The sequence below is a fragment of the Chryseobacterium defluvii genome, from assembly GCF_003634775.1.
Classification (GTDB): Bacteria; Bacteroidota; Bacteroidia; order Flavobacteriales; family Weeksellaceae; genus Chryseobacterium; species Chryseobacterium defluvii.
In genome coordinates this window covers 145460-171199 of record NZ_RBXB01000001.1, presented here as the reverse complement: position 1 = coordinate 171199, position 25740 = coordinate 145460, and the positions used below count along the sequence as shown (strand labels likewise).

The 25740-nt window shown below is 35.5% G+C and carries 18 protein-coding genes, 7 tRNA genes and 1 other RNA gene; 14 read left to right on the top strand and 12 right to left on the bottom strand.

The window, feature by feature from the left end:
- Positions 1–120 precede the first annotated feature (120 nt).
- The 10 genes from BCF58_RS00790 to rpsU form a co-directional block, all read right to left on the bottom strand.
- Positions 121–192 (bottom strand) — tRNA-Thr (locus BCF58_RS00790).
- Positions 193–232: 40 nt separating this feature from the next.
- Positions 233–305: transfer RNA gene (locus BCF58_RS00785), tRNA-Gly, on the bottom strand.
- Positions 306–391: 86 nt separating this feature from the next.
- A tRNA-Tyr gene (locus tag BCF58_RS00780) sits at positions 392–472 on the bottom strand.
- Between the two features lie 20 nt (positions 473–492).
- Positions 493–566: transfer RNA gene (locus BCF58_RS00775), tRNA-Thr, on the bottom strand.
- A 90-nt stretch (positions 567–656) separates the two neighbouring features.
- Positions 657–729 (bottom strand) — tRNA-Gly (locus BCF58_RS00770).
- A gap of 86 nt (positions 730–815) precedes the next feature.
- Positions 816–896, bottom strand: a tRNA-Tyr gene (locus tag BCF58_RS00765).
- 19 nt (positions 897–915) lie between these two features.
- A tRNA-Thr gene (locus tag BCF58_RS00760) sits at positions 916–989 on the bottom strand.
- 107 nt (positions 990–1096) lie between these two features.
- On the bottom strand, positions 1097–1387 hold the full coding sequence (locus BCF58_RS00755) for an HPF/RaiA family ribosome-associated protein (protein WP_121459903.1): 291 nt from the start codon (positions 1385–1387) through the stop codon (positions 1097–1099).
- Complete coding sequence (locus BCF58_RS00750; RefSeq protein WP_121459902.1) at positions 1384–2271, bottom strand: tyrosine-type recombinase/integrase; 888 nt, start codon at positions 2269–2271, stop codon at positions 1384–1386. The genes BCF58_RS00755 and BCF58_RS00750 overlap by 4 nt, the downstream gene beginning before the upstream one ends.
- Before the next feature lie 84 nt (positions 2272–2355).
- Entirely contained in the window at positions 2356–2553 is a 198-nt protein-coding gene (rpsU, locus tag BCF58_RS00745) for a 30S ribosomal protein S21 (RefSeq protein ID WP_121459901.1), read from the bottom strand.
- 332 nt (positions 2554–2885) lie between these two features.
- Here rpsU and BCF58_RS00740 point away from each other — a divergent pair, with 332 nt between their 5' ends.
- From BCF58_RS00740 to pyk, 14 genes are all read left to right on the top strand, one after another.
- Positions 2886–6023, top strand: a complete 3138-nt coding sequence (locus BCF58_RS00740; protein ID WP_121459900.1) for a T9SS type B sorting domain-containing protein — start codon at positions 2886–2888, stop codon at positions 6021–6023.
- A gap of 89 nt (positions 6024–6112) precedes the next feature.
- Positions 6113–6514, top strand: a transfer-messenger RNA (tmRNA) gene (gene ssrA, locus BCF58_RS00735).
- Between the two features lie 231 nt (positions 6515–6745).
- On the top strand, positions 6746–7693 hold the full coding sequence (locus tag BCF58_RS00730; protein WP_170148956.1) for an NUMOD4 domain-containing protein: 948 nt from the start codon (positions 6746–6748) through the stop codon (positions 7691–7693).
- Complete coding sequence (locus BCF58_RS00725) at positions 7693–7950, top strand: hypothetical protein (protein ID WP_121459898.1); 258 nt, start codon at positions 7693–7695, stop codon at positions 7948–7950. Before BCF58_RS00730 ends, BCF58_RS00725 begins: the two co-directional genes overlap by 1 nt.
- 604 nt (positions 7951–8554) lie before the next feature.
- Positions 8555–10105, top strand: coding sequence for a T9SS type A sorting domain-containing protein (locus BCF58_RS00720; RefSeq protein ID WP_121459897.1), 1551 nt, complete (start codon positions 8555–8557; stop codon positions 10103–10105).
- A 6-nt stretch (positions 10106–10111) separates the two neighbouring features.
- The gene (locus BCF58_RS00715) at positions 10112–12907 is read left to right on the top strand and encodes a hypothetical protein (protein ID WP_147461999.1); all 2796 of its coding nucleotides are present in this window, start codon (positions 10112–10114) and stop codon (positions 12905–12907) included.
- Positions 12908–12969: 62 nt separating this feature from the next.
- On the top strand, positions 12970–16536 hold the full coding sequence (locus tag BCF58_RS00710; RefSeq protein WP_170148955.1) for a DUF6443 domain-containing protein: 3567 nt from the start codon (positions 12970–12972) through the stop codon (positions 16534–16536).
- 3 nt (positions 16537–16539) lie between these two features.
- Positions 16540–16968: a hypothetical protein gene (locus BCF58_RS00705; RefSeq protein ID WP_121459894.1), complete on the top strand. Its 429-nt coding sequence runs from the start codon at positions 16540–16542 to the stop codon at positions 16966–16968.
- A gap of 195 nt (positions 16969–17163) precedes the next feature.
- Complete coding sequence (locus BCF58_RS00700) at positions 17164–17703, top strand: hypothetical protein (protein ID WP_121459893.1); 540 nt, start codon at positions 17164–17166, stop codon at positions 17701–17703.
- Between the two features lie 1284 nt (positions 17704–18987).
- A complete protein-coding gene (locus BCF58_RS00695; RefSeq protein ID WP_002976354.1) occupies positions 18988–19227 on the top strand; it encodes an acyl carrier protein in 240 nt (79 codons plus the stop codon).
- A 35-nt stretch (positions 19228–19262) separates the two neighbouring features.
- Positions 19263–20507 carry a beta-ketoacyl-ACP synthase II gene (gene fabF, locus BCF58_RS00690; RefSeq protein ID WP_121459892.1) on the top strand — a complete coding sequence of 415 codons (1245 nt, stop codon included), beginning with the start codon at positions 19263–19265 and terminating at the stop codon, positions 20505–20507.
- Positions 20508–20516: 9 nt separating this feature from the next.
- The gene (gene rnc, locus BCF58_RS00685) at positions 20517–21278 is read left to right on the top strand and encodes a ribonuclease III (RefSeq protein ID WP_121459891.1); all 762 of its coding nucleotides are present in this window, start codon (positions 20517–20519) and stop codon (positions 21276–21278) included.
- Positions 21256–21729 (top strand): IPExxxVDY family protein, encoded by a 474-nt coding sequence (locus BCF58_RS00680; protein ID WP_121459890.1) that lies wholly within the window; start codon positions 21256–21258, stop codon positions 21727–21729. The genes rnc and BCF58_RS00680 overlap by 23 nt, the downstream gene beginning before the upstream one ends.
- A complete protein-coding gene (gene pyk, locus BCF58_RS00675) occupies positions 21722–23167 on the top strand; it encodes a pyruvate kinase (RefSeq protein ID WP_121459889.1) in 1446 nt (481 codons plus the stop codon). The genes BCF58_RS00680 and pyk overlap by 8 nt, the downstream gene beginning before the upstream one ends.
- A gap of 95 nt (positions 23168–23262) precedes the next feature.
- Here pyk and BCF58_RS00670 read toward each other — a convergent pair whose 3' ends face one another.
- Together BCF58_RS00670 and hutG are read right to left on the bottom strand one after the other, a co-directional pair.
- Positions 23263–24555 (bottom strand): aldehyde dehydrogenase family protein, encoded by a 1293-nt coding sequence (locus BCF58_RS00670; RefSeq protein WP_121461001.1) that lies wholly within the window; start codon positions 24553–24555, stop codon positions 23263–23265.
- Positions 24556–24663: 108 nt separating this feature from the next.
- Positions 24664–25578, bottom strand: a complete 915-nt coding sequence (hutG, locus tag BCF58_RS00665; RefSeq protein ID WP_121459888.1) for a formimidoylglutamase — start codon at positions 25576–25578, stop codon at positions 24664–24666.
- Between the last annotated feature and the right edge of the window lie 162 nt (positions 25579–25740).

Below are 25740 nucleotides of genomic sequence, written 5' to 3'. Positions count from 1 at the left end.
CAGGAGATGATTTTAATTAAATTTTAATGTATTGTAAAAGCAGCTACTCCTTTTATGAAAAAGGATCTATCAGGATTCAGGTAAAAAAATATCCCGGAAGAATTCCGGGATTACAATGAGAGCCAACTACGGGACTTGAACCCGTGACCTCTTCCTTACCAAGGAAGCACTCTACCGCTGAGCTAAGTCGGCGTCAAACAAAAAAATCACACTGTCTGCGTGATTTCTGTTGAGCGGAAGACGGGGGTCGAACCCGCGACATTCAGCTTGGAAGGCTGACGCTCTACCAACTGAGCTACTTCCGCAATTTTGTTTCCAAAACTATTGGTAACGCTGTGCAAACTTATAAAAAAGCTTTTAAATCTGCAACTTTTCTTTCATAATATAAATGTGGGGAGAGCAGGATTCGAACCTACGAAGCCGAAGCAACTGAGTTACAGTCAGTCCCATTTAGCCACTCTGGAATCTCCCCTCATGTTATATTAAAAATTGAGCCTCCAGAGGGATTCGAACCCACGACCCCGAGATTACAAATCACGTGCTCTGGCCAACTGAGCTATGGAGGCAATTTTAAAAGGACTGAAAGCTTTCAGGGAAACTCTACCCTACGCTATATCAGGTGTAAAAAAAAATCACGCCTATTGGGTGATTTATTGAGCGGAAGACGGGGGTCGAACCCGCGACATTCAGCTTGGAAGGCTGACGCTCTACCAACTGAGCTACTTCCGCAATTTTGTTTCCAAAACTATTGGTAACGCTGTGCAAACTTATAAAAAAGCTTTTAAATCTGCAACTTTATTTTTTAATATAAAATGTGGGGAGAGCAGGATTCGAACCTACGAAGCCGAAGCAACTGAGTTACAGTCAGTCCCATTTAGCCACTCTGGAATCTCCCCTCATGTTTATATTAAAATGAGCCTCCAGAGGGATTCGAACCCACGACCCCGAGATTACAAATCACGTGCTCTGGCCAACTGAGCTATGGAGGCAATTAAAAAAAGAATTCAAAAGATCACTGTTCCTTTTTGCGAGTGCAAATATAGAACGGATTTTTTGAATTCTCAAATTTTTCAATAACTTTTTTTTAACTTTTTTCCTAGGCCATTTCTTTTTTCTTGATTAATAGCTTTTTAGCAGCATCAACACAAAGGTCTAAACTTTCTTCAAAAGTTGTGGTTGTCTTTTTAACGACGATGTCATCCCCCGGAACCGCCAAAATAATCTCAGCAGTTTTATTTGCTTTATCTGTATTATTCTCTACTTTCAAGAAGATTTTACACTCCTGAATTTTGTCATAAAAGGTCTCAAGTTTGTTTACTTTTTTGTCAATGTGAGATTCTAATGGTTCGTGAGGAGTTAAACCAATTGATTGTACTGTGATCTTCATAATTCTTCTTTTTTTGAGGCTCTTGGATGAGCCTGATTAAACACTTTTTTCAATTGTTCGATATTAGCATTCGTATAGACTTGAGTACTTGCAAGACTGGAATGCCCTAGTATTTTCTTTACTTTTGAGATCTCAGCCCCGTTATCCAAAACATGTGTCGCAAAGCTGTGTCTCAGAATATGGGGACTTCTTTTTTGTTTAGAAGTTATAAGACTAAGGTACTTATTAACTACCACATAAACAAATTTTTCGGTGAGTTTTTTCCCCTTTTTATTTACAAAAAAATAGGATTGATATTCGTGCTGGGGATTCCTTATTTTTAAATAATCCGTCAGCAGATTGGCAAGGTTTCCGGATATTGGAATAAACCTTTCCTTATTTCCTTTTCCTATTACTTTCAATTCTTTTCCGTTTATATTTACACTCTCAAATATCAGACCACAAAGCTCAGCTTTCCGCATTCCTGTTTGGTATAAGACCTCCATGATACATTTCTCCAGCACATCATGCACTTCTTCAAAGATATGATCGCTTAACGTCTGCATTTCCTCTTTAGACATAGGAATCTGCTTCTCCGGGTAAAACTTCAGGGAAGAGATGCTTTCTGTAGGAGAAACGGTAATCTCGCCTATTTTGAGGAGAAAAAGATAAAAACTGCGAAGGGAAGAAAGTTTTCTATTAATACTTCTTTTTGAAATACCTTTTTCACTGAGTTCTACAATGAAATTCCTGATTATTTTTTTATCTGCTTTGGAAATATCTTCGGAAGATTCTGTTGCAAGGTAGAAATATGAAAAATCTTCAAGGTCTTTTTTATAGCTTGTAATGGTATGAGGAGAATACCTCTTCTCAAATTGTAAATATTCTAAAAATTTATCCAACATATAGTATAGAGGTATAAACAAAAAATTCACCTCTCAAATATAAGAATTTAAGAAGTGAATTTAGTATGTGTTTAAGAAAATATCTTAAGCCTGCTCTTCTTTGCTAAGTGCTCTTTGTTTGTGAGCAGCTTTCAATCTAGCTTGTCTTAAAGTTACAGAAGGCTTAACAAACTGTTGTCTGGCTCTTAACTGACGAACTGTTCCAGTTTTGTCAAATTTTCTTTTATATTTTTTTAACGCTCTATCGATGGATTCACCATCTTTTACAGGAATTATTAACATATTTTACATCTCATTTTGGATTGCAAAAGTACACATTTTTTACTAAACTCCAAACTCTGAATCAATGTTTTTCTAATTTTTCAACTACATACGATATAAAAAAAATGTAAAATATTCAAAATCAACAGCACATTTCAGTAATATTACAGGCATTTAATGATTTTTATTACAAATATTTGGTTAGATTTGCAAAAAACTAAAAATCAAACAAATGGAAACTTTTTCATCGCTTGTCCCCAAAAGCTAATCTGGCAGAATTCAGTGTTTCACTTCTTCTTATTTTACATCATTAAGCTGCTCAAGCTATTTACCAATAAAAACATAACCAGGATATGATAAAAAAACTATTCTTTTCTTTATTATCCATCTTTTATATCTCCCTTTCCGCGCAGGAAGATTGCATTTCAGCAATTACCGTATGCGGAAATTCGAACATCAACTATACGCCTTCAGGAGTTGGTAATACTTATGAAAGTCTTGGAGGCTGCCTGTCTTCAGGAGAACATCATTCTGTATGGTATAAATTTACCATTGCCACAAGCGGAACCCTTACCTTCAATCTTACCCCTACAGGACCTGTTGATTATGACTGGGCTATATATGGCCCGAATGTAACATGCGCAAATCGTGGGTTTCCTATCAGATGTAATGCCTCAGGAGCTCTAAGCAGCACAGGCATGAACATGACCAACACCAACACAACCTCTGCAGGAGGGCCTACATCGCCCTATTGCAAATACATGGATGTAGTTGCCGGAGAAACCTATTATTTATATATAGATAACTGGTCAAGTACGGTTTATACTTTTAATCTGACCTGGGGAGGAACCGCTACTTTTGTCTCTCCGTTTTCAAATTCCACCATTGCTCCTAACCCGTTCATACCTCCGGGTGTTGCAGGCCCAAACCCGAATTCTCCAAGAGAAATAGCAATCTGTGATAATAGTACTCCCTTTAATTTCACGACCTTATCTTCCGGAATATTAAACGGAAATACCAATTTCACAGTAACTTATTTTAATGATGCCAATGATGCCGCTACCGGAAGTAATCCTATTACAGGTCCCGTAATAGTAACACCCGGCTCTACCTATTATTATAACATTAATTACAATGATCCGAATAATCCAGGAAGCAGTCTTAATTCATGTAAACAAACCGGCTCATTCATTTTTGTAATTAAGAGCTTAACTGCTTCAATCACTGCTTCATCCACTACATTATGCCCCGGCGGAAGTGTTACTTTAACATCAAGCAATCCTACAGGCAATACGTGGTCTACAGGGGCAGCCACTCCATCCATTACTGTAACAACTCCGGGCACCTATACTCTCATAAGCGCCAATGGAACCTGTACAAGCCCGCAAGCATCAGTAACAATTACCGCTGATACGGATCCGAATGTACAGATTACCGGTAATCTTTTACTGTGTGACACCCCAACACAACTAACCGCTTCTTCTACAGGAACTGGAAATATATACACCTGGTCTACAGGAGCTACCGGAAACAGCATTTCAGTTTCCTCTCCCGGAACGTATACCGTAACCGTTAAAACTCCTGCCAATTGTACTTACCAAAAATCCGTTACTGTTACACAAGGTGTAGTTCCGGTTGTTCAAAATACGAGCTTAAGTGTATGTTCAGGCACTTCCACAGCCACTTTTGATTTAACATCAGCGCAAAATAGTATCAGCACCACACCAGGGGTAACTTTTGATTATTATCTTAATCAGGCAGACGCCATTGCAGGAAATGCCAGCACCATTTCAATGCCAACCACTTATGTTTCAGGAAATGCTACCATATATGTGCGGGTAAAATCAACAACCTGCTCAAAAGTCGCGAATCTGCAATTAATCGTGAATCAAAAACCGGTTCCCGTGATTACCGCTTCCGCCAATGTGATCTGTAATAACGGAAATGTAACCCTGACTTCAAATTTTGCTACGGGGAATAACTGGTCAACCGGACAGACAACTCAAAGTATCACTGTCAACACAGCAGGTACTTATACGTTGACCCATAATAATGGGTTATGTACAAGTGATCCGGTTTCGATTACCATTACCAACAGTCCTAATCCGAATGTTCAGATCACCGGGAATTTAACATTCTGCGGGGGATCTTCAACTACTTTAACGGCAACGGCAACAGGCAGTGGAAATACTTTTTCGTGGTCTAATGGTGTTACAAGTGCTACGAATACAGTAACAACCCCGGGAACTTATACGGTTACCGTAACCACTCCTTTAGGATGTCAATATCAAAATTCGGCAACCGTAACTATGGATCCTGCTATTATTGTAAATATTGCTACTCCTTCTGAAATTACCTGTACCAACACACAAATTACTTTAAATGCTTCTGCATCAACATATCAACCCGGTTCAACTTTCTCATGGGCAGCTACAGGCGGAGGAAATATTGTATCGGGAGGTACAACTTTAACTCCGGTAGTCAATAATGGCGGAACTTATACCCTTACTATCACCAGCGCATTGGGTTGTACAAAACAAGGATCCGTGACTGTAGTTAAAAATATCACACCCCCAACCATAACACTTAATGCTTCTTCTCTTAACATCTGTAAAGGAGATTCTGTTGTTCTCACGGCATCAGGCGCAGCCATTTATACATGGACAGGCTTACCTGGTAATGGGAATTCTCAAATTGTTTCTCCTACCTCAACAACAACTTATATTGTAACAGGAGTAGGCGCTAATGGCTGTCCTGCTCAGGCAAGTGCTTCCATTACAATTAATGTAGTTCCCGAAATAACGGCCTCATTACCTAATGTAGAGATATGCCCCGGAGATCAAGCAACTTTGGATGCAGGGGCAGGTCCTAATTATTCTTATAGCTGGAGTACAGGGGCAACTACGCAAACAATCACCACAAGTGTACCCGGAACTTATACTGTCACTATTAACAATGGTTCTTGTTCTAAAATCCTCACCGCAGTGGTTTCTTATATTAAAACTCCTGAAATTATTACTATCACTTATCAGGATCACACTTTAACGATTAATGTAAAAAATCCTGCCAACGAGCCACTGGAATATTCTATTGACGGCGGGGTAACCTGGCAGACATCCAACATTTTCAAGAATGTGCTTAAAAACACCCAATACTCTATCAGGGTAAGAAAAAGAGGGGTATTTTGTGACACGCATACTGAATATTATACATTCTTAATGACCAACACGATCACTCCTAACGGTGATGGTATTAATGATACCATTGATTTCAGTGTGATTAGTAAGTTTGGAAGCTTTAAAGGAAATATCTTTGATAAATATGGTAAGGTAGTTTTCCCTGTTAGTTCTAAAAATCCTGTCTGGGATGGAAAATATATCGGAAGACCATTACCAACAGATACTTATTGGTACAGCTTATCCTGGATTGACAGTATCAGTAAGAAACCGGTTGAATTATCCGGCTGGATATTGCTAAAAAATAGAGAATAAAAATTTTAATATAACACACATTCAAAAAAGCTATAGCTATAATAAGCAAATCTGAACAAAAAGTTCTATTTTTGCATTCCACTATTCATGGGGTTGACTGGTTTCGACAGCAAGATCAATGGGTAAGTAAGCATGCAGAGAACCGTAGCGCGATCTCTATAATCCCTTGCTACAAAATTTTAACTGGCAACGAAGAGTTCGCTCTTGCAGCTTAATATCGAAGTATAGTAGATCAAGCGTTTTCCCGAAGATTTTAGTAGGGAAGCAAGATATCTCACAAATGCTCTGTTCTGCGGCGTTTGATCCTGAGATATAGGAATGCGGAAATAAGGTTTCAGAGGCTTCGGCTGAAACTCGAAAATTGTAGAAGATAAGCTGGAAGTTGGGTGTCTGTTCTCTGCTTTCAGTCGAAAATCAATAGCAGAATAAGCATGTAGAAAGCTTATGTGTTGCTTGTTTGGACGAGGGTTCGAATCCCTCCAACTCCACTAAAACAAAACCTTAAATTATTGAAAAACTAATAATTTAAGGTTTTTTATTTTTAATTATTATTATATAATAAAAAATAATGGTTCCTTCACTCATATTGGTCTATTTACACTTGCTAAAATAGTTTTAACATCACAGTTGAAAAAGAGATAAAGCCAGTTTGTATTCTTTCATCGATTGGAATGCTCTTCGTTGGAGACTTTTACAACGCAACATTATTTTATATTTGTTATATGAATAAACCTCTTAAAATAGAAGATAAATATTTGACTGAAGTACTCTACAATACTTCTTTAAGGGATCTACCTCAAGAAGAATGGAAATCCGTTGAAGGTTTTGATAACTATGCCATTTCCAATTATGGTCGTTTGAAACGTTTGGAGCGTTGGACGTATTTCCCTTACGGAAAAAGCCGGAAAGAACCGGAGCGGATTATAAAAATATATTTTAGAAAATATTTTAATAAATATCTTAACTGTCCTTTTTATGTCGCACAATGTGCTTTGTCATTCAATGGGACTAGATATACTAAATCCATAGCACGTTTAGTCTATTATCATTTTGTTGAAAAGTTTGATTTGAATAATCGTTCTATTGCCATTTCATATAAAGACAGTAATAGCCTTCATTTGAATTATAAGAATTTAGAGAAACTTTCAATAAGGGAAAAAACGATTAAAGCAATTCAAAAGAACAGAGCTAAAAACCGAAAAATCGAATATCAAAAATCTGTAAGTCAATACTCCGTTGATGGTAAACTGATAGGTACGTTTGGAAGTATTGATGCGGCGGATAAAGCACTCTGTATTGGTAAAAATAATATTCTGTTTGTATTGCAGAAAAAATACTTTACGGCAGGAGGATTCCGCTGGTTTTTGAAAGACTATATCCCTAAAAAAGAAGATTTTATATCCCCCGTAATAAATAAGTTGCATAACCCGAATACATTATTCAACACTTCCCTTTGGATAAAGCTAGGGAAGCCTTCTATTGATAAAAAGAATCCACCAGCCTGTCTCAATTTATCAACTGAAAACCTAAGAGATGAATATTGGAACCCTATACCTGACTTTGAGGGTAAATATGCTATTTCTAACAAAGGAAGAGTAAAGCGATTAAGCGGCTGGACTTCTGATAATAATTTTTTTTTGGAGAAGAACAAATCATGTCCCTTAATCTAATGGGAAAAGCAGAAAGTAAAAACCATTATCTCTATATTCGTTTAAACCGTAAAGAGAAAAGGACTTTATTCATGATCCCTCGTTTGCTTTATTATTGCTTTGTAGAACAATTTGATATGAATGATAGAACACTGGTTATAGATAACCAAAATGATCCTATGTGGGAGATAGACGTTTCAAAACTTTCCTTACGTTCATTCAGCTTATTAGTTAATCAAAAAAAGATTGACTGTAAAAGATTAACTAAAAACAAATAATTATAGTAATTCTCCCTTTGGTAAGAAACTTTTCATTGTCAATCCTTAGCTCCATTATACTTTCAAAAAACAACCTAAAATAAGTACTTGAGCCGAATATCTCCCTATCTGTTCGCACGTAAGAAATTCCAGAGCTTTGTTTCTTAAAACATTTTTATTTCTATTATCAGTGAATATGATTTTAAAAATATTTATATCTTAGTAGCTGATTTTAACGAAAAAATATAAAAGCATTCGCTTTTCTTGTTAGGAAAACTGGCACTTTTCAAGAACACAGGAATAGTAATGCCTTCGCTTGGGCGTAGGTTATTTTCTATTTGTGTTCGGGTATGCCAGTACCTCCTAACAATAGATATAGTCCTATGCCTTTCTTATTTTCAAAATCATTGCAACCAATTGAATAAAATGTATCTATAAATATAATACGACACGGTTTGTCGCTACGAAGATGTATTTTTGCAATATGGATGAGGTTAAATAAATATTACATCCAAATAGAAAAATATCTATGTAAAAATGGGTTTTTTACGGATATTAAATATGAAAAATAAATATAAATTCGAGCGTTGAAATAAACGCTAATATTAACTAAAATACAAATTAGATGAGAAAAATCTACATGAGTGCATTAATCTTATGCACTACTGGTCTGCTGTATTCTCAAAATGTATTGTGGCAGAGAGATATTAAATCCAATACTCAGGATTTCCTTTCACAAGTGACCACTACTATTGACGGACAGTATCTTATTTCAGGAAGCAGTATTCAGGCTTCAAAACAAACAGAAAGCAAACAGAACAACGGTTACGACTTCCATTTGGTCAAGCTCAACCAGCAAGGCGAAGAAGTCTGGAAAAAATACTTCTCAGGACAGAACCATGATTTCCTGTCTGCCACAGTGAACACCCAGGAAGGAGGCTTTCTTCTGGCTGGAACTTCATTTTCAGGAAAATCTTTGGATAAGAAAGAAAAGTCTAAAGGAGGCTCGGATATTTGGTTAATCAAAATCAATGAATTTGGAGAAGAACAGTGGCAGAAGACATTGGGGACAGCTTCCGATGAAGAAGCTAGAGCCGTGATTCAAACCACAGACTTAGGTTACTTTGTGGCGGGAAATGTACAGAACTCGGCTAAAGGCTATGGTTCTAAAGATATATGGATTATCAGGCTTGATACAACAGGAAAACAAACTTCAGAACTGATCTTAGGAGGAAAAGGATTCGATGAAGTGGAGAAAATGATTCCGACCAAAGATGGAGGTGCATTATTAGGAATCTATTCCAGAAGCACTATCGGAGGATTCAAGAAAACAGAAAACTTCGGTGAAGGCGATTACTGGATTATTAAGCTAAATAAAGACGGAAAAGTTGAATGGGAAAAGAACTTCGGAGGAAAAGCAGATGATCACTTAAGAACATTGGCTTTAACTTCCATGGGATATGTGATTGGCGGAGAATCAAGATCAGAAAGATCAGGAAACAAAACGACAGGAATAGAAGAAGGAACCGATTTATGGTTAATTGCTTTAAATGAAAGAGGTGAAGAAATCTGGCAGAAATCATACAACTTTAAGAACAGGGATGTACTTATGGGAATGAGTGTGATTAATCATCTCTCAACTGACAACTCTACCCTGTCAACTAAAGGAATCTTATTGGGTGGTTATACTCAGGCAGAAGGAAGAATAGAGAGTGATGATGAAACCTTCTGGATGCTGTATCTGAATCAGGAAGGGAAGGAACAGTGGAGAAAACATGTAAAGGGAGAATCAAGAAAGAAGGAGGAAAGATTATCGGATATCAAACTCAACAGGGATGGTTCGATTATTTTAGCAGGAACCAGTGCAGAGGAATTAGGAAAGGAGAACTGGAAGATCGTGAAATTAGGAGACGGACAGGTTGATCAGCTGATCGAAAAGCAGGACATCAAAGTCTATCCGAATCCTGTATCGGATTACACCTATGTAGAGATCGGATATGAATTTAAGGAAGCGGATATTTTGTTGTATGATATGAGTGGTAAGCTACTGCAACAAACCAAAACCAAGAATAAGGTAACCAAGATCAACACGCAACCATTGATTCAGGGAGCTTATCTGATTACAATTAAAACGGATACAAACAAAAATGCAAGTGCTAAAATAATCAAGAAATAAACTAAGATGAAAAAAATTATAACATTATTACTCGTGGCAAAGCTTTCCATAAGCTTTATTTCAGCCCAGTTAACTACCATTGAAGAAAACTTCTTATCAGCACCATCGGTATCTTCTTTGCCTAGTTTTGTAAAAACTCCGGTTGCTATATCCTCTGGTATTCCTGACACCAGTATTCCGTTTTTTTCTTTACCCACCCATAATAAGAGTATTTCCATCAATTGTGGGATAAATTATCACCCTAACAATTCCGGGAGATATAATAAAGCCTCAGATGTTGGATTAGGTTGGTCAACGTATGGATTGACAGCTCTTATTTATCAAAATATTAATCCTTATAATGGTTTCCCTGAAGGAGATACCTTTTATTATACTATTTTGGGACGCACCGGGAAATTTTCCTTAAGTAAAGATGCTTCAGGCGTCAGCTTTTTAAGTAAGATTACCTATGATAAATTAGTTATTAATTTTACAGAACCTAATGGCGAATATAATTTCACTATCATTGATGAAGCGGGAAACAAATTTTTCTTTGATAAACTGGATATTTCATATGCCTATATCAATAGCTTCCCTAAAAACTTTACAGCATGTTATTACTTATCTAAAATAGTTGATGTTAATGGCTTAGAATTACTCAGCTTTGAGTATCAGGAAGATAACTACACGGTAACCCCTCCTGCAACCAGTATACAAAAACCTGTTAAAGGACTTAAACTGAAAAAAGTAGTTTCTCCTGACTATGGTGAGATTAATTTAAATTATTCTTTTGATGCTACTAAAAGAAAATCTTATTATGACCCTTTTCAACTGGAAAGTATTGAGCTAAAAAATTCTGCAGGAAGAACAGTTCAGAAATATGGGTTTCAAACTATGGTAGGGGGCTATACCTATCCTTATGGATATATTCCTATTGGTCAAACCCCATGTTTATATAGTGAGACCCAGAGCAAAAGAATATTGAATAAAATTCTTAAATATGACATCTCCCTTTCAGGGTATCAAACGACAGAATTTTTCTATAGTCAACTTCCTTTTGATAATCCCAATTGGATAGATGCTGTAAACCCATATAAGCTTTGCTTTGAAAACGAAGCGGAGAATCCTAAATATCTTGGAATGGGGCTCTTGACAAGTATTAAATTTCCAACGGGTAATACCATTAAGTATGAGTATGAGCCTAATCAATATTTTGTTGATAAAAATACTAATGATTATTTAACAATGTACGCCCCTCCTCATACATTAAAGGACAGGGAAGCACAATATTATGAAGATGTTGAAACGATTAATTTTGATACTAACGGCGGAAATAACTACCTTTTTAATATTCCGGTAAACCCTGATAATACGGAAGGCTCGAGTTATCTGGAATATTGGGTCAACGTAGATGAGTATTATAATGACCCTTCTTTGCCTTCTGGTACAGACCCTTATATTAACGCAGAAATTACATCAGGTATTTCAACTCCTGATGGATACAAGAAATATATGCCGGGATACAATACGCTCAAGATTTCCGGTACAGGAGGAAAAGGGACCGTTGTAGTGAAACGTATCCGTTATCAATCCAAACCACTTCCTAACTATTCAACCGGAAAAGGCGTTCGTATCAAAAAAATTGAATATTATGACGGAAGTACATTGATTCCTTCACAGACAAGAAATTATGACTACCAAAAGTTTACTGATAATACCAAGACAAGTGGATTTTTTAATGAATATGACGATGCAGGGGTTATTTATAAAAATGTTAGGGAAACGCTTGGACAAAATGGAGGATACACCAAATATTATTTTAAATCCTTAAATGATTACCCTGAAAACCTGAACACGGATGGGACATTAAAGTATTTAGATGACCTGAACTATTATAATCTTTTGATGAACGGTATAGTGGATAAAACGGAAGTATATGACAAGAATGATGCACTGGTTACCAAAGAAACCAATGAATACGAATTTTATCAGAAAAATGTAGGTACAGGAAAAAATTCCATGATTAAAAAACACTATTTAACTACAACCAGCCATACAGGATCTGATGTCTTAACAATAAGTACTGAAACCCTAAGAGATACCAAGGACTTCAATGTTGTTTATAAAAAGATGACAGAATCTGATGGTACAATCAATGAACAAAATATCACTTACCCATGGGGAATGTATTTTACTGACTCAAGGCTTTGGAACGCAGGGATCATATCTATTCCATTAGTAGTTGAGAGTAAAAGAAATGGTAAAATAGTTTCAAAATCTGAAACAAAATTTGAGAATACCAATCACTTTTATCCAACCTCACAAGTAAGCTATCTTCCGGACAATCTTACCCAGTCTATCAAAAATATGTCTTTTGATGTTTATGATGATAAAGGAAATCCGGTACAGTATACAGTTTTCCCGGAAGCAGGTTCTACAGCTATTTCTACCACCATTATCTGGGGTTATAATAAAACGATGCCTATTGCTAAAATAGAAGGAGCTAAGCTATCTGATATTCCTGTTTCATTGATCACAGCAATAGTCAATGCATCCAATAATGATGCGAATGCTTCGACAGCACAAGAAGAAACATTGGAAAAGACGTTGGTAGATGCTTTAAATACTTTTAAGAACGATGCAGCTCTTCAGAATTTTATGGTGACCTGTTATACCTATAATCCTCTGATTGGAACAACCACAGTTATTCCTCCCAACGGAATAATGGAGTTCTATAAGTATGATGGTTATAACAGATTAAAAAAAGTAGTTGATGTTAATGGGAATACGGTGAAAGAGCATCAGTATAACAATAAAAACTAAAACAAAAGATGAAAAATTATAAAATTCTATATAAAAATTTAATTGACATACATGAGCTAAAAATGAAAAAAAACTTTTCTCTTTTAGCTTTAGGTTTGATGCCTTTTGCAATGGCTCAAACAACACCTACAGCTTCCGAAAACTATATTTATACGAAGGTATACCTTTCCGAAGATGGAAGCAAGAAAACTGAAACCGTACAATATTTTGACGGTTTAGGAAGGCCCAAACAAGTAGTGCAGGTAAAAGCCACACCTTTAGGGCAGGATCTTGCTATTCCTATAGTGTATGACGATCTAGGAAGGCAGACAAAATCAATTCTTCCTGTTCCTATGCCGACTGCCAATTTGGGAATGCAGAATGTTTCTGAGGCTTCAGCCAATGCTTATTATGGTGTAGCGAATGCCTATACTGAACAAAAGCTAGAAGCATCTCCTTTGGCAAGAGTATTGGAAGCTGCTAACCCGGGAACAGAATGGGCAATGAGTTCTGGTCATACGGTAAAAACACAGTATCTGACCAATACAACATCGGATCAAGTCAAAAAATTCAATACAGATGCTGTATGGAGCAATGCAACGCTGACAACATCTATAACAGGTATTTCCACATACAATGTTAACCAACTTTCCAAAACTATTATCACAGATGAAAATGGAAACAAAACCATTGAGTTCAAAAACTCTGAGGGAAAAATCATATTGTTAAGAAAAGAAAGTAGTTCAGGAAAACAGGATACTTATTATATTTATAATGATTTCAATCAGCTTGCTTTTGTAATTTCTCCTAAAGCGGTAGAAAATATAGTAGCGAATGGTAATGTTGTATCCCAGCAGATTTTGAACGATCTGTGTTACCAATATGTATATGATAACAGGTACAGACTTGTAGAGAAAAAGCTTCCCGGAAAAGGATGGGAACACATGCTCTATGACAAGCAAAATAGATTAGTGGCTACTCAGGATGCTAATTTAAGAGCTAAAGGACAATGGTTGTATACCAAATATGATAAGTTTAACAGGGTTGCTATTACAGGTATTTCCACAGGCTCTGTAAGAAGTGTAGAACAAGCAGAAGTGGATGGCTTAGCTCCTAACAATGTCAACAGAATCAATTATATATTCTTTAACAGACAGGGAATGGATGTTTATTATGATACTCCTGACAGTACTTATCCTAATTCTACCAAATGGGTAACTTTGTTATCTTTAAATTATTATGACACCTATCCCGGGACCAATGTTTCGCAGCCGGGAACTATCCTAAGCCAGTCTACTCTCACCAATTCTTCCAGTGTAACAGTAAACGGGATCAACAGTATCAGAAGTACCAAAACAATGCCTACCGCTACTTTGGTGAAAAATCTGGATGATGACAATTGGTCTTCCACTCATATCTGGTATGACCTTAAGGGCAGGGCAATTGGTAGTCAGGGAAAAAACCATTTGGGAGGCTATACCAAAACCGAAAAACAATTAGATTTTTCAGGAGCGGTTCTTTTTGCCAACACCTATCACAAAAAGACCGATACAGATCTTGAAGTGGCAGTAAAGGAAAGGTTTGTTTATGACAATCTATTCAGGCTTAAACAGCATTTTCATCAGGTAAACAATCTTACAGAAGAATTGTTAGCAGACTATACTTACAATGAGTTAGGGCAAGTAACAAGCAAAAAAGTAGGAAACAACCTTCAGAATGTAGAATACACCTATAATACCAGAGGATGGGTTACCAAACTAAATGATCCGTCTAATTTAGGGAGTAAATTATTTGGGTATGAACTGAAGTTTGGTTCAACATCAAATGCTTCTGTAGCGCAGGCTAATTATAATGGAAATATTACGGAAATGAACTGGAAAAGTGCCAATGACGGAATACTGAAAAGGTACAGTTATCAGTATGATGGTTACAACAGGCTCACTAATGCTATTTATCAGGAACCGGAAACTACAGTTCCACAAAACGGGTTCTACAATGAAAACATGACTTATGATTCGAATGGTAATATTATGACTCTGAACAGAAACCAGAAGTCTTATTCCGGTTTTGCAGAACAGATTGATGAGCTGGTTTATACTTATAATGGTAACAGATTGTCAACAGTTGTAGATCAAAAGTATAATTACAATGGTTATCCCGATACTTCCGGCAATAACATTACCTATGATGATAATGGGAATATGACCAAGCATGAGGATAAGAATATTCTTCAAATAAACTATAATCACCTGAACCTTCCTTCTTACATTAAATTCAACAATTTTGTATCTAGAAACGGGGAAGATATTTACAGTAATGTACAGTATTCTTACCGGGCAGATGGAGTGAAGGTGAAAAAGAAATTCCATTATTTCTCAGGCAGACAAAATAACGATGCTTTTGTTACTACGGAATATATTGATGGATTTCAATACAGTGCTGAAACTTTTTCTTTAGTAGTCCCAACCTTAAAGTTTTTCAACACTTCTGAAGGATATTATGATTACCAAAATAATAGGTATATTTACAACTATGTTGACCATTTGGGAAATGTAAGAGTAAGTTACACCAAAAATGGAGGTATCCCTCAAATTTTAGAGCAGAATGACTATTATGCTTTTGGCCTAAGACATGGTGGAGATGGATTTGATGGTTCCGGAATTAATTACAATTATGAATATAATGGTAAAGAAAAGCAGTGGGAAATTGGGATGTATGATTATGGAGCAAGATTCTATATGCCGGATATTGGAAGATGGGGAGTTATTGATCCATTGGCAGAAATGTTCAGAAGACATTCTCCATATAACTACGCGGTAAATAACCCCATGAAATTTACTGATCCGGATGGTATGGCAGCAAGAAATACTTTCGAAGGTGATGTAGAATATACAGGACAAGATGCTATAGACATGTTTAATGCAATAAAAGATTTCTATGGCTATAATAGTAACTCCAATGGAGAAGTTCCGGCTCCTAAGGTAAATGCTATGGATGCAACTGGTGCTACAGGAGGCAGTGGTGGAGGATCTTCTTTAAGTCCTTGGATGCAGGCAAATTTATATGGTAATCCAAAACCTAATATAATATCAAGGCAAGAATGGGGTGCTAAAGCTCCAATAACAAAAGGAAGAAGTTGGGAAGAATTGGAATGCGATCTATCAGCATATTATAACACGATAACTATTCATCATTCTGGAAATAAATCAAATTATATGAATATTCAAGAACTTCAAATAAAAGAACAGGCATCTGGTTATGCAGATATACCATATCACTTTGCTATAGATAGCGCTGGTAATATTTATGAAGGGAGACCAATATATGTAAAAGGGGCACACACTGCAGGAGCTAATACGTCTAACATTGGAATTGTTTTGTTATCAGATTTAGATTATCAAAACAAAGGATTATCTTTTGAAAAGTTCTTATACGAAAATTATCTTAATGGAAATGGTGGGGCAAGTACGAAAATGAGAGAATCATTAACAAATTTAGTATCATATTTAAATAGTCAATATGGGATACAATATCTCGGCGGGCATATTGAAAAAATAAATGATGCTCGTTATTGTCCTGGTGATGGTGGTATGAAAATAGTCAGCTACTTAAGACAAAAATTTAATATGCAAATTCCAATTAAACAATAAAACATGAAAATAATTTTTTATACAATCAGCTTAGCAACATTGATTATAATATTAATAACTCCTAGTTTTTTTCACAATGATGTTACTAAATCATTTGATAAAATAGTGTTTATCAGCACCATAATAAATGGTGTTTTAGGAAGTTTAAGCAGTATAAAAATCAAAAGATTTAATTTTTATACTATTGCTTTTTTACAATTAATTTATTGTATAATTACTATCAGTAATTATGAACATAATAATTCTTATTGGTTAAGATTATACGCAATAATATCAAAAGAAAATAATTTTTTCAAAAATAATTTTCTTAGCTTATTAGAAACTTTAATGTATTATATTGTTTTTATAATATTTATTTTGCAAATCAGAAATATAGTACTAATTATTTTTCAATTTAGTAAAAAATGGATTTCTTCCACAAATAAAGATTAGGGAAAGTGTCCGAAATAAGTAACGTTATTCCCTTTGGAAATATAATTCCTTATTACTAAAAATATTTATAATAATTAGAGTATTGAAAATTCAATACTCTAATTATTTATAACGGATATAGCTCCTAAAGTTAATTCGATTGATGCAACTGGTGCTACAGGAGGCAGTGGTGGAGGATCTTCTTTAAGTCCTTGGATGCAGGCTAATCTAGGAGGTAACTTTTTTTCGCAGTTTTTAGGCGATCCGACACCTAAAAGAAAATATTTGAAAAATGAAACAAATTTTAACCGTTGGTCTGGTTATCAAACAACAATAGAACAATATCAATTAGACCATGAAAATACTCTTTTAGAGTTTGGGAAAACGATCAAAGATGTCAGTGAAGCGGCAGAATATGCTGATAAGATTTCAGAATGGACAGGAGGAATAACTACTCTTAAAGGTATTACTGACTTTTTAAAAGAGGGTTGGAAGTCAATAAATCCTGTCTCAGGAATAATAATTGTTGGAGGGACAGTTATAGGTATTCAAGGTGAAAAAGCATCTCAATTCATTGATATGTATAGAGATGTGCAGAACAATTATTTGAATATGCATTCAAAACATCCTGCTAATATGAAAGGCGTAACAGTAAATAAAACAATTATGATGGGTCCTCAAAATTATATTTGGTCACAGTATAGTTTTTATGACATACATACACATAGATATTTAGGAGGAGGAACGTTTAATTAAATAACATTATTATGAAAATAAAAGTCTGGGTATTGGTAACAATATGTATTATATTCTTTATAAGGATTTTTTACAAGGAAGCAACTCATACCTTTAATCAAAACTTAGATATGCTATTTGGAATACGAATTGATAAAATGCTAATATATATATATCAAATTCTTGCAATGGTTTTTATAACGTCAGTCAAAAAAATTAATTCAATTATATTAATAATTTTATTATTGATAAATCTTTTTTTAATTACTTGTTATTGTATTCCCCTCAAATAAACAACCTAATATAATATCAATAGAAGGAGATAATATTGTATATAATATAGTAAGAGAAGATTTTTTAGTAGTGTATGAAGATTAGATTAATTCATTCAGTAACTATTGTAGTTATCTTTATTTTAAGGATTTTTTATAGTTCATCAATTCAAAATATTTCCGAGAATATTTACAATCTCTTTAATTATAAAGTTCCAGAAATTAGATATGTTACTTATTTTTTTCTTATAATGTCAATTTTTATTAATGCTTTTTTAAGAAATAAGAATACATTAAATCAAATTATTTTTTGGTTTCTGATACTTATTAATCTTTTTTGGATTATTTTATCATTCAAAATATAATAGTATTAATTTAAAACAAGATCCCGGTTCATTAATTGAACCGGTTTTTTTTTAAGCTTGTTTCATACCAATCTACATTTTAAAATGGCAAATGTTGTAACAAATGTTGTAACAAAACCAAAACAATACAAATAAACAATTGATTATCAATACAAATGAGTAGTCCCTCCAACTCCACTTTTTAAGCTAAAGAGAAGATGTAACTTATTTATTTCCAAATAATTACATTTTCTCTTTTTTTGTACCAAATTTGTACCCGAACTTTTAAAACTGTCCGCATTTAATTAATATTTGAGCTTTAAGAGTTACAAAAGAGTTATACTGATAAAACATACGAAAATTTTAAGTAACATAACTTGAGTAATCAAGATCGGGTTTCTTACGGTAGCTTCCCAATCAATAAATATATAACTTTGGTCTGAATGTTCATCTCATAGAGTTTACTTCCTTTTAAAATCTTTTTTATTTTTCTTGATGTTAATGTTTTTATAGTAAATATGAATGTCCTTATTTTTATTTAACCGATTAATTGCTTAAGCATAAAACCCTGAAAACGAAACCTTAAAACAAAATCCCTCCATCTTGCAGACAAAAAAGACCAAAAAAATGTTTTATCGTAAAGAATTTTATATATTTGCAGCATCTAACAATTAAAAAAATAATTTACTATGTCAGACATTGCATCAAGAGTAAAAGCTATCATCGCTGATAAGCTTGACGTTGAAGAAACAGAAGTAACTCCTGAAGCTAGCTTCACTAACGATTTAGGAGCAGATTCACTAGATACAGTTGAATTAATCATGGAATTTGAGAAAGAATTCAACATTCAGATTCCTGATGATCAGGCTGAAAAAATTACTACTGTAGGACACGCTATCGCTTATATCGAAGAAGTAGTAAATAAATAATATTCTTCAACAAAAAAGAAAATTAAACAAAGTTTATGGAATTAAAAAGAGTAGTTGTAACCGGTTTTGGCGCAATAACACCAATTGGAAATAATGCAAAAGAATACTGGGAAAATCTTCTTAAAGGTGAGAGCGGTGCTGCTCCGATTACTCTTTTTGATGCCACAAACTTCAAAACAAAATTCGCTTGTGAAGTGAAGGGTTTTGATCCGTTGCAGCATTTTGATAAAAAAGAAGCAAAAAAAATGGATCGAAATACCCAACTTGGGTTAGTAGCTGCCAGAGAAGCTGTTGCACACTCAAGGATTATGGAAGACAATGTAGATAAAAACAGAGTCGGAGTAATTTGGGGATCAGGTATCGGAGGTTTGGAAACATTTGAAACTGAAGTTTTAGGATGGGCCAACACAGATATTCCGAGATTCAATCCTTTCTTTATTCCTAAAATGATTGCGGACATTACACCAGGGCACATTTCGATAGAATATGGCTTCCATGGTCCGAATTATACTACTGTATCTGCGTGTGCTTCTTCTGCTAATGCTATTATAGATTCCAAAATGCTGATCCAGCTAGGAAAAGCGGATGTAATAGTTTGCGGGGGCTCTGAAGCTGCCGTTACAGCAAGTGGTGTTGGTGGGTTTAATGCAATGATGGCGCTTTCTACAAGAAATGATGATCCAAAAACAGCATCCAGACCTTTTGACAAAGACAGAGACGGCTTTGTGTTGGGTGAAGGAGCAGGATGTATCATCCTTGAAGAATACGAGCATGCGGTAAAACGTGGTGCAACAATTTATGCAGAATTAAAAGGTGGCGGTATGAGTGCAGACGCACATCATATGACAGCCCCACATCCTGAAGGTTTAGGAGCTTACTTAGTAATGAAGAATTGCCTGGAAGATGCAGGATTAACTGCTGATGAAGTAGATCACATCAATATGCATGGTACATCTACTCCATTAGGAGACATTGCAGAATCTAACGCGATTTCGAAATTATTAGGCGAGCACGCTTATGACATTCAGATCAATTCTACAAAATCAATGACAGGTCACCTTTTAGGTGCAGCCGGAGTGATTGAAGCTATTGCTGCGTTAGGAACTATTATTCATGGTATTGTTCCTCCTACCATTAATCACTTTACTGATGATGAAAATATTGACAGCAGACTTAATTTTACGTTTAATGATGCTGTGAAAAAAGATGTAAAAGTAGCCATGAGTAATACTTTTGGATTTGGTGGGCATAATGCCTGCGTTCTGTTTACGAAAATCTAAATTTACTGAATGGAGTTACAGAAATACTTTTCTAAATTCCTTCTCAAACACAGAAAAAGAAAATTAACAGAGAGAGACTATTTCCTCAGTACACAACTCAATATCATGTTAGGTACTGAGATCCAGAATATTAATCTTTATCGGGAAGCCTTCTCTCTAAAAAATTCTTCTAAAAATCAGGAAAGCAATTATGAACGTCTTGAATTTTTAGGTGATTCTGTTTTGGGAACCGTTATTTCCTGCCATTTGTTTCAAACCTATCCTCATGCTAATGAAGGATATCTGACGCAAATGAAATCTAAAATTGTTAATAGAAAAAATCTCAATAAACTGGGAGATGATCTTAAACTTACTGATCTTTTACAAAAACAAAGTTCTGTAGTTTTAAGTGAAAATATTTCCGGTAATTTATTTGAGGCTTTAATTGGTGCTGTTTATCTGGATTTTCAATATGATACCTGCAAAAGAATCATATTGGAAAGACTTCTGACACCCACGGAAATTAACAAGCTTGAAAACAAAATTGTAAGCTATAAAGGTCTTCTGCTGGAATGGAGCCAGAAGAAAAAAGTGAACATCCGGTATGAAACCTGTGAAGAAGTTCAGGTAAACAAAGCAATAGTATTCAGGTGCCATGTATGGCTGGAAGAAGAAAAAATTGCCAATGCCACAGAAACGTCCAAAAAGAAAGCAGAGGAAAAAGCAGCACAGAGAGCATTTTATATTTTAAACAAAAAAGAAAATATACTTGGAAATCCAAAAACTTTATGATATAGATGATATAGAATTCGAAGATATTACCATTGGCTTGGTAAGATTGGCGAAAAATATACCTGATTATGAGTTTTTTTACAAGATAAACAAGAATAATGATCTTACATTTTCAAGGATAAAAGATCTTATTTTTCATGGCTCCTACTATGATTATCATTTTCCGAGATTCGAAGCTTATCACAAGTTTACCAAGACTTGTTTTACTTTTATTTCCAACAGATCTTCTGAAAGTAAGCAAAAAAAACAACAGACTGAGCTCTTCTCAGAAGAAGAAAATATTAAGTTTTTATTAAATAATCAGGCAGAAGTAGAATATATTTTGCATAGTTCGGAACAATTTCCTGATTTTTCCGTAATTTTGCTCCCTGAAAATCTTGTGTTTCCAATGCAAGAGTACACTTTAAGTTCTGAGGAAGAACTTTATCAAATTATCCAATATTATGAATAAGTATTTAAAGAAGACAAAAATTATCGCAACACTTGGGCCAGCTTCATCCTCTAAGGAAGTTATGCTGGGGCTAATGAAGGCAGGGGTTGACATTTTCAGAATAAATTTTTCACATGCAGATTACGACTTAGTTCGAAAAAATATTGATATCATCAGAGAGCTTAACAAGGAACATGGTTTCTCAGTAGGTATTTTGGGAGATTTACAAGGTCCAAAATTAAGAGTGGGTGTTGTAAAAGAAGGCTCTTACCTTAACCCCGGAGATGTTCTTACCTTTACCAATGAGAAAATGGAAGGAGATTCCACTAAGGTATACATGACCTACCAGCAGTTTCCTCAAGACGTTAAAGAAGGCGAAAGAATCCTTATTGATGACGGAAAGCTGGTTTTGGAAGTTATCGAAACCAATGGAAAAGATACAGTAAGGGCTAAAACCATTCAAGGGGGGCCATTAAGCTCTAAAAAAGGGGTGAACTTGCCCAATACTGCCGTTTCTCTTCCTGCCTTAACAGAAAAAGACATTCAGGATGCCAACTTCATGCTTGATATGGAAGTAGACTGGATTGCTCTTTCATTTGTTCGTCATGCGCAGGATATCATCGATTTAAAAGAACTGATTAAAGGTCATCCGAACGGTAAATTCAAAACTCCGATCATTGCGAAGATTGAAAAACCAGAAGGAGTAAAAAATATCGATCAGATTCTACTGGAATGTGATGGATTGATGGTTGCCCGTGGTGACTTAGGAGTAGAAGTTCCTATGGAAGAAGTTCCCGCTATTCAGAAAACTTTAGTGGAGAAAGCCAGATTCTATTCCAAACCGGTTATCATCGCTACCCAGATGATGGAAACCATGATCAACAGCTTAACCCCAACAAGAGCAGAAGTAAATGACGTTGCCAATTCTGTACTGGATGGTGCAGATGCAGTGATGCTTTCGGGGGAAACTTCCGTAGGAAGGTATCCGGTTCAGGTAGTGGAGAACATGGCTAAAATTGTGAAAAACATTGAAATGACACATTTTTACCAGCATAAAAATGAGCCCATTGAAAAGGATTATAACTGCATCGACGACAGATTCATTACAAACAGGGTTTGTTTAGCTGCGGTAAGGATTGCTAAAACTACCAATGTTTCTGCCATCGTTACTTTAACACATTCCGGTTATACGGCATTTCAGCTTGCGGCACACAGACCCAACTCTCATATCATTGTGTACAGTGGTAATAAAAGAGTAATCACCATGCTGAATCTTCTTTGGGGAGTTCATGCATACTATTACGATATGAAAAAGCCTACGGATGAAACCATCATCCAGGTCAACATGTTAACGCATAATTATGGATATATTGAGAGCGGAGACTTTGTGATCAACATCAATGCAACTCCATCTTACGAAGGCGGAAAAACCAATACTTTAAGATTGACTACGGTTTAATTATAAATCTTATAAAATACAAAAGCTCCCGAAAAAATTTCGGGAGCTTTTTTTATTATCATTAATACACTTTATATTGTACTTCTTACAGCCGGTCAATTTCCTACAATCGTTTTAGGTGTTACAAACTCTTTCAAAGCGATTAAGGAAAGTTCGGTTCCATATCCTGAAGCTTTGGTTCCGCCGAAAGGAAAGCGTGGATCAGAGCTTGTCATTCTGTTGATATTCACCGTTCCGGATTCCAGCCCCTCAATGAAAAACTGCTGGCGGTCCTTACTTTTAGTCCACACAGAGTTAGACAATCCAAAAGGAATGTCATTAGCTATCTGTAAAGCTTCTTCATCATTTTTAGCCACCATTACCATTCCAAGAGGTCCAAATAGTTCTTCCTGTAAGATAGGGTTTCCTTCTTTTACTCTTATCAATCCCGGTTTAAATTCATTGGGAGAAATCCTTTCCAGAGGAATAATGATTTCGGCTCCATTTTCCAAAGCCCTTTTGAATTGATCTTCCAGATCATCCGCTAAGTCCGGCCTTGCCATTCCTCCCAGTTTGGTTTCTTTATCTAAAGGATCTCCGGGAACATATTTTTTATATTCCTCTATAAATTTAGGTAGAAATTCAGCTTCGATTGTTTCGTCAATAATAAATCTTTTAGCTGCCACACAGGTCTGGCCGCAATTCTGGAGTCTTGCCTGTGCTCCTACTTTTGCAGCTTCATCCAGATCAGCATCATTTAAAACAATAAAGGCATCGCTTCCGCCAAGCTCAAGCACAGATTTTTTAATATTCATTCCTGCAATAGAAGCCACTTCTCCACCCGCTTTACCACTGCCTGTCAGGCTTACCCCTTTTACCACCTCATGTTCCAAAATTTCCTTTACTTCTTTGTGCCCGACCTCGAGATTTTGAAAAATACCTTCCGGAAAACCGGCCTCCTCAAAGATTTTTTCAATGGCATTTCCACTTCCGAAACAAATTGAAGCATGTTTCAAAACAACCGTATTTCCTGACAAAATTGCAGGAATAGCAAATCTCAATACCTGCCAGAAAGGAAAATTCCATGGCATCACTCCCAGAATCACTCCTTTCGGAATATAATGAACTTCTGAAAAAGTATATTCGGAATCTATTTTTTCCGGCTTTAAAATATTTTCTGCATGAGCATAATAATTCATCATTAAAGCACATTTCTCTACTTCAGCAACAGATTGTGAAATAGGTTTATTCATTTCCGTGGTGATAATTTCACCAAATTTTTGGGAATGGGCTTTAAGAATTTCAGCAGCTTTTGCAATTAATTGCTGCCTTTCCGCGAATGGCACTTTTCTCCATATCTGAAAAGCATTATCTGCTTTGATCAGTTTATTTTCAATTGACTGTTCCATATTAAAAAAATAGATAGCGCTTTCTATAAAAAGCATGATGAAGGCAACAAATTTTGTTCCTTACAGATTAATATTATACTGATTTTCTCTATCGGCTGTTGTGAGTCTTTAAATCATCAGCCACTCGTTAACAAGGCATGCGGCCAGTCTCGCTGTCCTGTCCTGGATATCATAAGAAGGATTAACTTCTGCAACATCCAATGCCACAAGTTTTTGACTTTTTAAAATATGCCTGTAAAAATGCATGAACGTGGCATCTGCAAAAATACCGTTATAGGCAGAGGCAGAGACTCCCGGGGCAATAGAGGCATTAAAAACATCCATACAAATGGTAACATATACAACATCTACTTCGTCCAGTAAATCATCTATTCGCTGATAAACAGATGGAAGATTTTCGAAGAATAATTCATCGGCCAAAATATATTTCATTCCGAACTGATGGGCTGTATCAAACAATTTTAATGTATTGGAATTTCTCTGTATGGCCATATGTAAAGAGTGAATATCCCCTTCCTGGGCTATTTGCCAAAACCCGGTCCCGGAACTTGCCCCTACTCCATTTTCCGGCTGCCTGTTATCAAAATGAGCATCTATATTGATAATCCCGATCTTCTTATCCGGAAACGCTTTCCTGACCCCTGAGTAATGAGCGAAAGTAACCTCATGACCACCACCTAGAACTAAAGATTTCCCTCCTTTTGAAAGGGCCTTTGAAACCTTTTCGGCAAGGATGCTTTGTGTATTTTCTAAGTCTTGATCCTCACAGGTGATATTTCCAAAATCCAGTAATGAGAAATCCGGAAGAGTAACCGGGAAGTTAGACATATTCTTCCGGATAACATCCGGAGCATCTTTTGCTCCTACTCTCCCTTTGTTTCTTTTTACTCCTTCATCAACTGCAAACCCATGTAAAACGAAATCATCCGTTGAAATGTTATCATAATTATTTTCTTCTCTTACTCTTTGAAAAACTCTGTGAAAAAGAGGCTCTTCTCCATCAAATCTACCTTGCCAGATCATTATATATCTTTTTAATTAATTGAAAAATACTTGTAATACATTGTATAAAAAAACAGAATGTAACCGGAATCATGATAACGAACATGATCACTATTATTCCACAAATAAAAACAACCAAAACATTATGCTCTTTTGAAACCCAATTATGAGTTACATAATGCC